This is a genomic window from Variovorax sp. FW301-JW7 (assembly GCF_058788795.1).
In genome coordinates this window covers 596,388-609,237 of the sequence record NZ_JBYTBC010000001.1, presented here as the reverse complement: position 1 = coordinate 609,237, position 12,850 = coordinate 596,388, and the positions used below count along the sequence as shown (strand labels likewise).

General features: G+C 67.8%; 13 protein-coding genes. 4 read left to right on the top strand and 9 right to left on the bottom strand.

Features of this window, described 5'->3' with window-relative positions; translation table 11 throughout:
- Window positions 1-3 precede the first annotated feature (3 nt).
- On the bottom strand, window positions 4-663 hold the full coding sequence (locus AC3WQM_RS02650; RefSeq protein ID WP_062478105.1) for a response regulator: 660 nt from the start codon (window positions 661-663) through the stop codon (window positions 4-6).
- Window positions 664-724: 61 nt separating this feature from the next.
- Entirely contained in the window at window positions 725-1,495 is a 771-nt protein-coding gene (locus AC3WQM_RS02645) for an IclR family transcriptional regulator domain-containing protein (protein WP_139704142.1), read from the bottom strand.
- 154 nt (window positions 1,496-1,649) lie between these two features.
- On the opposite strand from AC3WQM_RS02645, the gene pobA reads away from it, so the two are divergent.
- Window positions 1,650-2,831, top strand: coding sequence for a 4-hydroxybenzoate 3-monooxygenase (gene pobA / locus AC3WQM_RS02640; RefSeq protein WP_307692987.1), 1,182 nt, complete (start codon window positions 1,650-1,652; stop codon window positions 2,829-2,831).
- Here the strand turns inward: pobA and AC3WQM_RS02635 are convergent.
- From AC3WQM_RS02635 to AC3WQM_RS02615, 5 genes are read right to left on the bottom strand one after another with little or no spacing between them, the layout of a single operon-like run.
- A complete protein-coding gene (locus AC3WQM_RS02635) occupies window positions 2,801-3,235 on the bottom strand; it encodes a nuclear transport factor 2 family protein (RefSeq protein WP_492676839.1) in 435 nt (144 codons plus the stop codon). The two genes, pobA and AC3WQM_RS02635, sit on opposite strands and share 31 nt — an antisense overlap.
- 8 nt (window positions 3,236-3,243) lie before the next feature.
- On the bottom strand, window positions 3,244-3,651 hold the full coding sequence (locus AC3WQM_RS02630; protein ID WP_492676838.1) for an SRPBCC family protein: 408 nt from the start codon (window positions 3,649-3,651) through the stop codon (window positions 3,244-3,246).
- 19 nt (window positions 3,652-3,670) lie between these two features.
- Window positions 3,671-4,030 (bottom strand): VOC family protein, encoded by a 360-nt coding sequence (locus tag AC3WQM_RS02625; protein WP_492676837.1) that lies wholly within the window; start codon window positions 4,028-4,030, stop codon window positions 3,671-3,673.
- Window positions 4,009-4,923 (bottom strand): helix-turn-helix domain-containing protein, encoded by a 915-nt coding sequence (locus AC3WQM_RS02620; protein ID WP_492676836.1) that lies wholly within the window; start codon window positions 4,921-4,923, stop codon window positions 4,009-4,011. The genes AC3WQM_RS02625 and AC3WQM_RS02620 overlap by 22 nt, the downstream gene beginning before the upstream one ends.
- Window positions 4,924-4,962: 39 nt before the next feature.
- Window positions 4,963-7,293 carry a xanthine dehydrogenase family protein molybdopterin-binding subunit gene (locus AC3WQM_RS02615; RefSeq protein WP_492676835.1) on the bottom strand — a complete coding sequence of 777 codons (2,331 nt, stop codon included), beginning with the start codon at window positions 7,291-7,293 and terminating at the stop codon, window positions 4,963-4,965.
- A 227-nt stretch (window positions 7,294-7,520) separates the two neighbouring features.
- Here AC3WQM_RS02615 and aat point away from each other — a divergent pair, with 227 nt between their 5' ends.
- From aat to AC3WQM_RS02600, 3 genes are read left to right on the top strand one after another with little or no spacing between them, the layout of a single operon-like run.
- Window positions 7,521-8,276, top strand: coding sequence for a leucyl/phenylalanyl-tRNA--protein transferase (aat, locus tag AC3WQM_RS02610; RefSeq protein ID WP_492676834.1), 756 nt, complete (start codon window positions 7,521-7,523; stop codon window positions 8,274-8,276).
- Window positions 8,277-8,282: 6 nt separating this feature from the next.
- Window positions 8,283-9,032: an arginyltransferase gene (locus AC3WQM_RS02605; protein ID WP_492676833.1), complete on the top strand. Its 750-nt coding sequence runs from the start codon at window positions 8,283-8,285 to the stop codon at window positions 9,030-9,032.
- Between the two features lie 30 nt (window positions 9,033-9,062).
- A complete protein-coding gene (locus AC3WQM_RS02600) occupies window positions 9,063-9,887 on the top strand; it encodes an IclR family transcriptional regulator (RefSeq protein ID WP_070060913.1) in 825 nt (274 codons plus the stop codon).
- Window positions 9,888-9,996: 109 nt separating this feature from the next.
- Here AC3WQM_RS02600 and AC3WQM_RS02595 read toward each other — a convergent pair whose 3' ends face one another.
- On the bottom strand, window positions 9,997-11,163 hold the full coding sequence (locus AC3WQM_RS02595) for a serine hydrolase (RefSeq protein WP_095950197.1): 1,167 nt from the start codon (window positions 11,161-11,163) through the stop codon (window positions 9,997-9,999).
- 117 nt (window positions 11,164-11,280) lie between these two features.
- Entirely contained in the window at window positions 11,281-12,819 is a 1,539-nt protein-coding gene (locus AC3WQM_RS02590; protein ID WP_489061475.1) for a 2-isopropylmalate synthase, read from the bottom strand.
- Window positions 12,820-12,850 lie beyond the last annotated feature (31 nt).

The window sequence follows — 12,850 nt, the reverse complement described above, 5'->3', positions numbered from 1 at the left end:
GCATCATGCCTTGGGCACCATGTAGCCGACGCCGCGGACATTCCTGATCAGCTCCGCGCCCAGCTTCTTGCGCAGGCCGTGCACGTAGACCTCGACCGCGTTGCTGCTGATCTCGTCCTTCCAGCCGTAGAGCTTTTCTTCGAGCTGGGCACGCGAGAGCACCATGCCCGGGCGGGCCAGCAGCGGTTCGAGCACGGCCCACTCGCGTGCCGAGAGCACCACCGGCTCGCCGTTCACCGCGACCTCGCGCGTGGCGGGGTTGATGCTCACGCCCATGTGCTCGTAGACCGGCTCGGCGCGCCCCGATGCGCGCCGCAGCAAGGCGCGGATGCGGGCCAGCAGTTCGTCGAGGTCGTAGGGCTTGAGCACGTAGTCGTCGGCGCCGGCGTCGAGGCCTTCGATGCGCTGCTGCACCGAGTCGCGCGCGGTGGCGATCAGCACCGGCATGCGCTGCTTGCGCGCACGCAGGGCGCGCAGCACTTCCAGGCCGTCGCGGCGCGGCACGCCCAGGTCGAGCAGCACGAGGTCGTACTGCTGGGTGCGCAATGCGGATTCGGCGGCATCGCCGTCCTTCACCCAATCGACGGCGTACTGCTCGGCCCGCAACAGGTCGAGCACGGCCTCGCCGATCATCACGTCGTCTTCGAGAAGCAGGAGTCGCATGGTGGTGTCCGTTTCGGGGGTTCGAGGCCGTGCCGGCGCCGAAAGTTCAGCGCGCCTCAATTCACAGGAGAGAACGCACCTCGCGCGCCGCTTCGAACAGCAGCGGCAGCATCTCGCGCTGCAAGGTCTCTTCCTGGTAGCGCGTGCCCGACAGCACCACGTTGAGCGCGGCCACCGTGTGGCCCTGCATGTCGCGCAGCGGCACCGCCAGCGCCTGCACGCCGAGTTCGTGCTCCTCGCTGGCGAAGCAGTAGTCGTCCTTGCGCACCTGCGCGATGCGCTGGCGCAGCGCGCGCGCCTGGGTGAGGGTGTGCGGCGTGAGCCGCGCCAGGTGCCGGCCCTTGAGCCACTGCGTGAGCTGCGTGGCGGCCATGGCGGCCAGCAGCACGCGCCCGGTCGAGGTGGCATGGGCCGGCAGGCGCGCCCCCAGGTGCAGGCCGTAGGCCAGCACGCGCGTCGGCGTGCCGTAGCTGCCGCTGCGCGCGACGATGACCACCTCCTCGCCGTCGAGCACCACGGCCGAGAACGACTCGCCCGTCTGCGCCGCGAGCCGGTTCAGCGTGGGCTGCAGCGCGCGCGGCAGGCGCGACGAGGCCAGGTAGCTGCCCGAGAAGCGCAGCACCTTCGGCGCCATCCAGAAGTAGCTGCCGTCGGTTTCCAGGTAGCCCAGGTGGGCCAGCGTGAGCAGGTGGCGCCGGGCGGCGGCGCGCGTGAGGCCGGCGCGCTCGGCCGCCAGCGTGGCGTTCAGGCGCTGGCGCTCGGTGTCGAAGCTTTCGAGCACCGCCATCCCCTTGGCGATGCCCTCGATGAAGTCGGCGCGGGCGATGGTCATTCGTCGTCGGGAGTTCGTCGTGGATCGGTCGGCTGAAGAAGTGTTGCGCGATGATCGCGCACGCGTTCGCATGATCGCACAGAGCCTCGCCGGCCGCCGCCCCAACCGGCCGGCCGCGCCCTACGCTTGCCAAAACCCTTTCGGAGACACGAACATGCGCACCCAGGTCGCCATCATCGGCGCAGGCCCCGCCGGCCTTCTGCTCGGCCAGCTGCTGCACAAGGCAGGCATCGACAACGTCATCGTGGAGCGCCAGAGCGGCGACTACGTGCTGGGCCGCATCCGCGCCGGCGTGCTCGAACAGGTCACGATGGACCTGCTGGCGCGCGCAGGCGTCGACGTTCGCGCCAAGGCCGAGGGCCTGCCGCACGACGGCATCGAGCTGCTGTTCAAGGGCGCGCGCCACCGCATCGACATGCACGGCCTCACGGGCGGCAAGCAGGTCACGGTGTACGGCCAGACCGAGGTGACGCGCGACCTGATGGAAGCGCGCACGGCCGAAGGCCTCACGACGATCTACAGCGCAGCCAACGTCAGCCTGCACGACTTCGATTCGGCCAAGCCGCGCGTTCGCTACGAAAAAGACGGCCAGACGCACGAGATCGAGTGCGACTTCATCGCCGGCTGCGACGGCTACCACGGCGTGAGCCGCGCCAGCGTGCCGGCCGACGCGATCCAGACCTACGAGAAGGTCTACCCCTTCGGCTGGCTCGGCGTGCTGGCCGACGTGCCGCCGGTGTCGCACGAACTCATCTACGCCAACACCGAACGCGGCTTTGCGCTGTGCAGCATGCGCAGCGCCACGCGCTCGCGCTACTACGTGCAGGTGCCGACCGAAGAGAAAGTGGAGAACTGGAGCGACGAGGCCTTCTGGAACGAGCTGCGCGCGCGCTTGGACCCCGAGGCACGCGAACGTCTGGTGACGGGCCCGTCGCTCGAAAAGAGCATTGCGCCGCTGCGCAGCTTCGTGGCCGAGCCGATGCGCTTCGGCTCGCTGTTCCTGGCCGGCGACGCCGCGCACATCGTGCCGCCGACCGGCGCCAAGGGGCTCAACCTTGCGACGGCCGACGTGGGGTACCTCTCGCGCGCGCTGGAGATCTTCTACAACGAGAAATCGGCCTCGGCGCTGGACCGTTATTCCGACCTGTGCCTGCGCCGGGTCTGGAAGGCCGAGCGCTTCTCGTGGTGGTTCACCTCGCTGATGCATCGCTTTCCCGAGACAGGCGCCTTCGGCCAGAAGATCCAGGAAGCCGAACTCGACTACCTTGTGCATTCGCGCGCGGCGTCCACCGCGCTGGCGGAAAACTACGTGGGGCTGCCGCTCGAAGACTTCTGAGCGGCGGGCGACGACAGCACCTCGTCGACCCAGCGCTGGTCTTCGTCGTAGATCCAGCATTCGCTGAGCCTGCCGTCCTTCACGGCATAGCGCAGCTGGCGCTCCAGTTCGACCGGGCGTCCCTGGTGCTCGAACTGCTCGACGGCGACGATCAGCCCGAAATGCTCGCCGGCCAGCACGTCGCGGATCGCGACCAGCCGGCGGTTCGTGCGCGCCTTCACCTGCTGGAGCACCGCGAGGCAGGCCGCCTTGCCCCGGTGCGTGCCCGCGAGCGGGCTGCGGCCGAAGTAGTGAAAGACGACCTCGTCGTGGTAGCAGTCGACGATGGCCTTGAGGTCGTTGGCGGCCCAGGTCTGCGCGTAGCGCTGCACGACCGCCAGGATCTCGCTCGCAGCAGGGGTCATCGGCGTGCTCATCGTTCGTTGGCTTTCTCCAGCGTCTTTTTCATGGCCGCGCCGCCCTGGGCCATCATGGGTTCGATGTACGCCGCGAGCCCGTCGGGCAGCACGTCGGTGATCCAGACGAAGCGCGACCGGCCTTCGCCCTGCGCGAACACCTGGGCCGATGCGTGGTGGTGCGTGGCCTTGCCGTCGGTCACGGTGTAGGCCAGCCGGCGGTTCTCGTCGTCGAGGGCCACGAGCAGCTCGCGCGCTACGAGGCCGTTGGCAAAGTGGACGATGCGGGCACCCTGCCCGTCGAGTTCGCAGCCGGTGAGAAAACCCGGCGCGAGGCGCGTGTGCACGGCGCCGAAGTCGCGCAGCGCGTCCCACACCTGCGCGGCATCGGCCTCGACGATGAATTCCTTGTAGACGGTGGCCATGGGGTCGGTGCCTTTCGTGTCAGGGACAGACGGCCTCGACGTTGTTGCCGTCGGGGTCGATGAGGAAGGCCGCGTAGTAGGTCGGGCTGTAGTCGGCGCGCGGCCCCGCGCCGCCGTTGTCGGTGCCACCGGCCTTCAGGCCGGCCTTGTGGAAGGCGGCGACGGCGGTGTGGTCGGGCGCGCGGAACGCGATGTGCGTGCCCGGGCCCTTGGCGCCTTTCGCGGCGTAGAGCCACAGCGCCGGTTCGCCGGCCGGGCCGATGCCGGCATAGCTGTCGTCGTGGGAGCCCAGCACGTGGCCGAGCGGCGCGAGCGCGGCTTCGTAGAAGCGCCGGCTCGCGGCGAGGTCTTTGACTTTCAGTCCGATGTGGTCGTACATGGCGATGACTTCCTGCTTGAAGGGTGGATCAAGCGGTCATCGTGAAGCAGCGCGGCCAGGCGGTCTTGGAAAATCTTGCGGTCGCCCTTGGCGGCGAGCCGGAAACCGCGCGGCGACACGCCGGCCGCGCGGTGGAAGGTGCGCACGAAGTTGCTCAGGTCGGCAAAACCGGCTTCGAGGGCGACGTCGGTCACGGCAAGGTCGCCGTCCGCCAGCAGCCGCGCCGCGCGGCGCAGCCGGGAGCGCACGAGGTACTGGTGCGGCGTGACGCCCAGCACCTGGGAGAACAGGCGCAGGAAATGAAAGGCGCTCAGGCCCGCCTGGGCGGCCGCGTCTTCCAGGCCGATCTCGCCTGCGGCGTGGGCCTCGATCCAGGTCGCGGCTTCGACCGCGCGGCGACGGTCGCGCGGCGTGGCCGACGGCGGCGCTGCCGGCTTGCCACGCCCTTTCACCACGTCGAGGAAACGGCTGGCGAAGCCCATGCCCAGCTCGTCCAGGCCCACGTCGCTGCCGCCTTCGACCGCGACCTGCGCGAGTTCGCCCAGCACCATGAGTTCGGGCAGCGGCGGCAATGCTGAGGCATGCCAGCTGCGCCGGTCGGCGCCGATCAGGTCGACGAAGCCCGGCGAGAAGTGGAACGACAGGCACTCGTCGCCACAGGCGAAGTGCTCGTGGGTGCAGACGTAGTCGTCGCCCGGCGCGCCGACCAGCACCGCGCCGGCCACCAGCTCGTAGTCGCGGCCGAGCGCGCGGCAGCCGAAGCTGCCCTTGCGCACGTACGAGACCGAGTGCGTCTCGTGCATCTCGGTGAACGGCGCCGCGCCGACGCCCGCGTCGCAGCGGTAGGTCGAGACGCGGATCGCGTCGGTCTGCAGTTCGGTGGTGACGCGCATGATGACTTTCGTCGCCCTTCGATCACCGGCCGGCGGCGCTCAGTCGATCGTCTGCATGGCCTGCCAGACCCGGGACGGGCTCAGCGGCATGTGCAGGCGGGGCGCGCGGGCCCCGAGGCCGTTGCGTGCGAAGGCGTCGGCCACCGCGTTGACGATGGCCGGCGTGGCGCCGATGGTGCCCAGCTCGCCCACGCCCTTCACGCCCAGCGGGTTGTTCTTGCAGGGCGTCGATTCGTCCATTTCCATCTGGAACATGGTGTCGACGATGTCGGCGCGCGGCGCGGCGTAGTCCATGAGGCTGCCGGTGACGGGCTGGCCGGTTTCGCTGTCGTACACCACCTGCTCGTACAGCGCCTGGCCGATGCCCTGCACCGCGCCGCCTTCGAGCTGGCCGCGCACGATCATCGGGTTGACCACGCGGCCCACGTCGTTGACCGAGCTGTAGGCCACGACGCTGATCTCGCCGGTGGGCGGGTCGAGTTCGATCTCGCAGATGTGGCAGCCGTTGGGCCAGCTCGGGCCGGCCACGGTGCTGGTGGAGTCGACGAAGATCTCGCGCCCCGGCTGCTTGGCGGCCAGGGTGAACAGGTCGAGCTCGAGGTCGGTGCCGGCCACGATGAAGGTGCCGCGGCTGTAGACGATGTCGTCGATGGAGGCCTCGAACTCCTGCGCCGCGAGTTCGCGCGCCTTGTCGATGGTGCGCTCGGCGCCGATGCGCACGGCCGAGCCGCCGGTGAAGAGCGAACGCGAGCCGGCGCTGCCGAAGCCGTCGCCGCGGTCGGTGTCGCCGAGCACGACGCGCACCTTCTCGATGGGCACGCCGAAGGCATCGACGGCCAGCTGCGCGAGCGAGGTCGCAATGCCCTGCCCCATGGCGTTGACGGCCGAGAACACCTCGATCACGCCATCGGCCTGCACCGAGACGGTGACGCGCTCTTCGAACACGTTGCCGCCGGTCCATTCGAGAAAGGTGGCAATGCCCAGGCCGCGTTGCTTGCCACGCGCCGCCGACTCGGCCGCGCGGGCCTCGAAGCCCTGCCAGTCGGCCAGCTGCAGCGCCTGGTCCATCACCGACTCGAACTGGCCGGTGTCGTAGGTCTGCGCCATCGGGTTCTTGTAGGGCATCTGCTCGGGGCGGATGAAGTTGCGCCGGCGCAGCGCGATGCGGTCGATGCCGGTCTGGCGCGCGGCCTCGTCCATCAGGCGCTCGATGGTGAAGATGGCCTCGGGCCGGCCCGCGCCGCGGTAGGCGCCGGTGGGCGCGGTGTTGGTGAGCACCGCCTTGAAATGGAAGTCGATGGTCTGGATGTCGTAGACGCTGGTCTGCACCCAGGGGCCGATCAGCAGCTGGATCGCGACGCCGGTGCCGGTGGCGTAGGCACCCACGTTGGCGAGCGTCTTGATGCGCAGGGCCAGGATCTTGCCGTCGGCGTCGAGCGCCATTTCGGCGCGCGCCTCGATGTCGCGGCCGTGCGCGCTCGAGAGGAACTCTTCGCTGCGGTCGGCCACCCACTTCACGGGCCGGCCCACCTGTAGCGCGGCGTAGGCCACCGCGATGTCCTCGGGGTAGGCGCCGGTCTTCATGCCGAAACCGCCGCCGACGTCGCCCACGACCACGCGCACTTTTTCCTTGGCCAGGCCGATGGCCGCGCAGACGGAATCGCGCACGCCGGACGGCATCTGGGTGCTCATGCGGATCGTGAGGCGGTCGGTCTTGCTGTCGTGCGTGGCGAGCACGGCGCGCGGCTCGATGGTGAGCGCGACCACGCGCTGGTTGTTCACGTCGAGCGCGATCACGTGGGCGGCGCGCTCGAACGCGGCGGTGGCGGCTTCGCTGCTGCCGTGGCGCATCTCGGCGGCGATGTTGCCCGTGGCCTCTTCGCACAGGAGCGGCGCGCCTTCGGCGGTTGCGCCCGGCAGGTCGACCACCATCGGCAGCTCTTCGTAGTCGACCATGACGGCTTCGGCCGCATCGCGCGCCTGCTGCACGGTGTCGGCAATGACGGCCGCCACCGGTTCGCCGACGAAGCGCGCGCGCTCGTGCGCCAGGGCGCGGCGCGGCGGGCTGGCGCTGTCGCTGCCGTCCGCGCGCTTGAAGCCGGCGGCGCCGGGCATCGGCTTGACGCCGGCCTCGGCCAGGTCGGCCCCGGTGATCACGCGCAGCACGCCGGGCATGCCGACGGCCGCGGACGTGTCGATGGACACGATGCGCGCATGCGGATAGGGGGAGCGGAGAAAAACGAGATGCGCCTGCTCGGCGAGCGTGACGTCGTCGGTGTAACGGCCGGCGCCTGCGAGCAGGCTTTCGTCCTCGAGGCGGCGCACCGCCTGGCCGCTGCCGAAGCGCGTGGGGTTGGGTTCAGTGGTCAACGTGGTCCTCTTGTGCTGATCCCCGGCGCCCTGCACATGCCTGCCGGATCCGCTGTGGTACTGCGAAAGCAAGCTGTGCACTATAGGTTTTTCGACGGGTCTTGTGGGGTTGTCTCGCGTGCCATCGGCGGTGGCACCAGGGCCGCAGCCTTGTGGACTGTTCCCGTGTGAGCGGGATTTTCCCTCAACTGGCTTGCGTTTTCGAGAAGCCGTGTATACCTGCATCCATGCGACAACTGCCTTGGCTCGAACCCGGAGACACACTGCCCGACCCCGCATCGGCATGGGACGAAAGAGACCCCGTGCCCGGCCTGCTGGCGGCCGGCGGATCGCTCGATGTCGATACTTTGATGCAGGCCTACGGCCGATGCGTTTTCCCCTGGTTCAGCGACGACCAGCCCATCCTGTGGTGGAGCCCCGACCCGCGCATGGTGCTGCGGGTGAACGACTTCCGGCTGCATCGCTCGCTGCGCAAGACCCTGAGCCGCTTTGCCGCGACGCCCGGCTGCGAGCTGCGCATCGATCACGATTTTGGAACGGTGATCCAGGCGTGTTCGCAGTCGGCGCGGGCCGGCCAGTCGGGCACCTGGATCGTGCCGGACATGGTCAAGGCCTATACGCAATTGCACCGCGCGGGGCACGCACACAGCGTCGAAACCTGGATCGACGGCGAGCTGGCGGGCGGGCTCTACTGCGTGGCGCTGGGCCGGGCCGTGTTCGGCGAGTCGATGTTCACGCGCCGCCCCGACGCCTCGAAGATCGCGCTGGCCAGCCTGGTCGCGCTGTGCCGCCGCGCCGGCGTCGAAATGATCGACTGCCAGCAGAACACCGCGCACCTGGCCAGCCTCGGCGCCCGTGAAATGCCGCGCGCGCGCTTCGTCGCGCACGTGGCCCAGGCTCGAAAACAGGAGGGCCCGCAGTGGCAATTCGACCCCGTATACTGGTCTGAACTCCTTTCCGAGCGACCTCCTCTTTCGACGTGACGTGACGTGACGCACCTCAAGGATCTTCCGCTTCACACGCTGCAGTTCTACGCGACGGCGCCCTATCCCTGCAGCTACCTGCCGGATCGCCAGGCCCGCTCGCAGGTGGCCACGCCCAGCCACCTGATCCACAACGACGCGTACTCCGACCTGGTGCTCAGCGGCTTCCGGCGCAGTGGCATGTTCACCTACCGGCCGTATTGCGACGGCTGCCGCGCCTGCATCCCGCTGCGCGTGCTGGCGCACAGCTTCCAGCCGAACCGCAGCCAGCGCCGCACCGCCAAACAGCACGCCAACCTGCAGGCGCGCGTGCTCAAGCTGTGCTTCGTGCCCGAGCACTACCAGCTCTACCTGCGCTACCAGACCGGCCGCCATTCGGGCGGCGGCATGGACCACGACAGCATCGACCAGTACACGCAGTTCCTGCTGCAAAGCCGCGTCAACTCGCGGCTGGTCGAGTTCCGCGAAACCCTGCCCGACGGCAGCCCGGGCGCGCTGAAGATGGTGTCGATCCTCGATGTGCTGAGCGACGGCATCTCCGCCGTCTACACCTTCTACGAGCCCGAGGACGGCGCCGGCTACGGCACCTACAGCGTGCTGTGGCAGATCGAGCAGGCCCGCAAGCTGGGGCTGCCGCACGTCTACCTGGGCTACTGGATCGAGCGCAGCCCCAAGATGCACTACAAGGCCCGCTTTTCCCCGCACGAAGTGTTGGTGGACGGCCACTGGCAGGCACCGAGCGATTTCACAAGGTAAAATGGCGCACGGTCATCACCGCATTGCGCCATGAGAAAAAACCTATCCGACGTTCCCGCCACTCCCGTCATCCAGGTCATCGAGCGCATGTTCTCGCTGATCGATGTCCTGGCCTCGCGCGAAGAAGCGATCTCGCTGAAGGAAATCAGCGAAAAGACGGGGCTGCACCCGTCGACCACGCACCGCATCCTCAATGACCTCGCGGTCGGTCGTTTCGTCGACCGACCGGAGGCCGGCAGCTATCGCCTCGGCATGCGCCTGCTGGAGCTGGGCAACCTGGTCAAGGGCCGCCTGAACGTGCGCGACGCGGCCTTGGGCCCGATGCGCGAGCTGCACAAGCTCACGCAGCAGCCGGTCAACCTCAGCATGCGCCAGGGCGACGAGATCGTGTACATCGAGCGCGCCTACAGCGAGCGTTCGGGCATGCAGGTGGTGCGTGCCATCGGTGGCCGTGCCGCCCTGCACCTGACCTCGACCGGCAAGCTGTTCCTGGCCGCCGACGACCCGCAGCGCGTGCGCAGCTACGCCACGCGCACCGGCCTGGCCGGCCATACCCGCAACAGCATCACCCAGCTGCCCGCGCTCGAGCGCGAGCTGTCGAAGGCGCGCCAGTACGGCATTGCCCGAGACAACGAAGAACTGGAGCTGGGCGTGCGCTGCATGGCCGCCGGCATCTACGACGACCAGGGCAAGCTGGTGGCGGGCCTGTCGATCTCGGCCCCGGCGGATCGCCTCGACGAAGGCTGGCTGCCCAAGCTGCAGGCGACCGCCAACGAGATCTCGGGCGCGCTGGGCTTCAAGGACGGCATGGCCGCAACGCCTGCGTCGGGTGCGAACGTGACAACGGGCGCCTGAGCGCCCGTTTGCCTTCGACTCTTTTCCTCTCCATCCCGGCGAGTTAGCCGGTTGCCCCTCCACGAGGGCTGCAGGCAGGCCGCTAAACGGCCTCCCTGCTCGATCAATCTCAGCCGGCGACCTGGAAGCCGCGCGGTCCCGACACAGCGTGCGTGGCCTCGACCCAGCGGCGAACCCGCTCGGCGTCGGCGATGCGGCTGAACTTGCCGGCCGAATCCAGGAACACCATGATCAGCTTGCGCCCGGCCACCTTGGCCTGCATCACGAGGCACTGGCCGGCTTCGGAGATGTAACCCGTCTTCTGCAGGCCGATGTCCCATTCCGGGCTCTTCACGAGGCGGTTGGTGGTGTTGAACTGCAGCACGCGGTTGCCCACCTCGACCTGGTATTCCGGCGACGTGGACAGCGAACGCACCGTGGCGTCGGAATAGGCCGCATTGACCAGCAGCGCCAGGTCTTGCGCGCTCGACTGGTTGCGGCTGGACAGGCCCGTGGGCTCCACGTAGCGCGTGTCCTTCATGCCGAGCATGCGGGCCTTGGCATTCATGATGCTCACGAAGGTCGTGAGGCCGCCCGGGTAGGTACGGCCCAGTGCGTGCGCCGCGCGGTTTTCGCTGGACATCAGCGCCAGGTGCAGCAGCTCGCCGCGCGACAGCGTGGTGCCGACGGTCAGGCGCGAACGGCTGCCCTTTTCGGTGTCGACGTCGTCCTGTGTGATAGTGATGAGCTCGTCGTTCGGCAGATGGGCCTCGCTGATCAGCAGGCCGGTCATGAGCTTGGTGAGCGAAGCGATCGGCAGCACGGCGTGATCGTTCTTGCTGAACAGTACTTCGTGGGTGTCCTGGTCGATCACCAGAGCGACGCTCGACTTCAGGTCGAGCGCGTCGTCGGTGCTGTGCAGGCCGGCCATCTGGCCGAAGGACTGGCGGGCGGGCGTTTCGACGCGCACCACCGAGCGGCGCTGCACGGCGACGACGGTCTTGCCGTTCTTCTTGTGGATAGTGGCCACGACATTGCGACCGCCGCGCACGACCTTGTCGGCCTGCTCGGCGCGACCGCCGCGTGCCACCTTGGAAGCGGACGCATTGCGCTGCTTGGCCTCGGCGGGTGCCTTCGCCTTCTTGGCGACGGCGGACTTGGCGGCAGCGGGTTTTTCCTTCTTCGCGGCCTGGGCGCCAGGCAGCAAAAACGCCGAGGCGCACAGCGCCACGGCGAGGAACTTGAAGGCGGGTAGGAACCGCTGGATGGAAACTCGACGTAGACGGGTTTCAGGCATCAATAAATCTCCAGCGGCAACAAACGAGGACCGCAGTGTATCGAAATCAAAAAAGGCACGCAATATCAGTTACTTGCATCCCCTTCTTCATTCGAATACCAAGGAACGCCTCAAAACCTAACCTTGTGCCGCCACTCTCTCAGCTTGGCTCTGTAACTTGTTGAGCGCACTCAAATAAGCCTTTGCCGAAGCGACCACGATGTCAGGGTCTGCACCCACACCGTTGACCACCCGCCCTGCGTTTTGTAACCGGACTGTAACTTCTCCCTGGCTTTCCGTCGAGCCACTGATGGCGTTGACAGAGTAAAGAACCATCTCCGCACCGCTCTTGACGTGGGCCTCGATCGCCTTGAGGGACGCATCGACCGGCCCGTTGCCATCGGATTCGCTGGTGACTTCCTTGCCCTGGATCGTGAACACGATCTTGGCCTGGGGCCGCTCGCCGGTTTCGCTGTGCTGGGAGAGAGAGACAAAGGCGAACTGTTCACCAACGTTTGACAACTCTTCCGCGCTGACCAGCGCCAGGATGTCTTCGTCGAAAATTTCGGACTTGCGGTCGGCCAGTTCCTTGAAGCGCGAGAACGCGGCGTTGACCTCGGTTTCGCTCTCCATCGTCACGCCCAGGTCCTGCAGGCGCTGCTTGAAGGCGTTGCGACCGCTCAGCTTGCCCAGCACGATCTTGTTGGCGCTCCAGCCCACGTCTTCGGCCCGCATGATCTCGTAGGTATCGCGTGCCTTGAGGACGCCGTCCTGGTGGATGCCCGAGGCGTGCGCGAACGCGTTGGCGCCCACCACGGCCTTGTTGGGCTGCACCACGAAGCCGGTGGTCTGGCTGACCATGCGGCTCGCGGCCACGATGTGCTGGGTGTCGATGTTCAGGTCGAGCCCGAAGTAGTCCCTGCGCGTCTTCACGGCCATGACCACCTCTTCGAGCGAGCAGTTGCCCGCGCGCTCGCCCAGGCCGTTGATCGTGCACTCGACCTGGCGCGCGCCGCCGATCTTCACACCGGCCAGCGAGTTCGCCACGGCCATGCCCAGGTCGTTGTGGCAATGCACCGACCAGATCGCCTTGTCGCTGTTGGGAATGCGCTCGCGCAGCATCTTGATGAAGTTGCCGTACAGCTCGGGAATGGCGTAGCCGACGGTGTCGGGCACGTTGATGGTGGTGGCGCCCTCGTTGATCACGGTTTCGAGCACGCGGCACAGGAAGTCCGGGTCGCTGCGGTAGCCGTCTTCGGGGCTGAATTCCACGTCGGCGATCTGGTTTCGCGCAAAGCGCACGGCCAGCTTGGCCTGCTCATGCACCTCGTCGGGCGACATGCGCAGCTTCTTCTCCATGTGCAACGGCGAGGTCGCGATGAAGGTGTGGATGCGTCCGCGCGCCGCGCCCTTCAGGGCTTCGGCCGCACGCGCGATGTCGCGGTCGTTGGCGCGCGAGAGGCCGCACACCGTCGAGTCCTTGATCGCGTTGGCGATGGCCTTCACGGCCTCGAAGTCGCCGTTCGAGCTGGCCGGAAAGCCCGCTTCGATGACGTCGACTTTCAGTCGCTCCAGCAGCTTGGCGATGCGCAGCTTCTCGTCGCGTGTCATCGAGGCGCCGGGCGACTGCTCGCCGTCGCGCAAGGTGGTGTCGAAAATAATGAGTTGGTCGGTCATCGTGGATCTCCTTGGTTCGTTCCCACCTTGC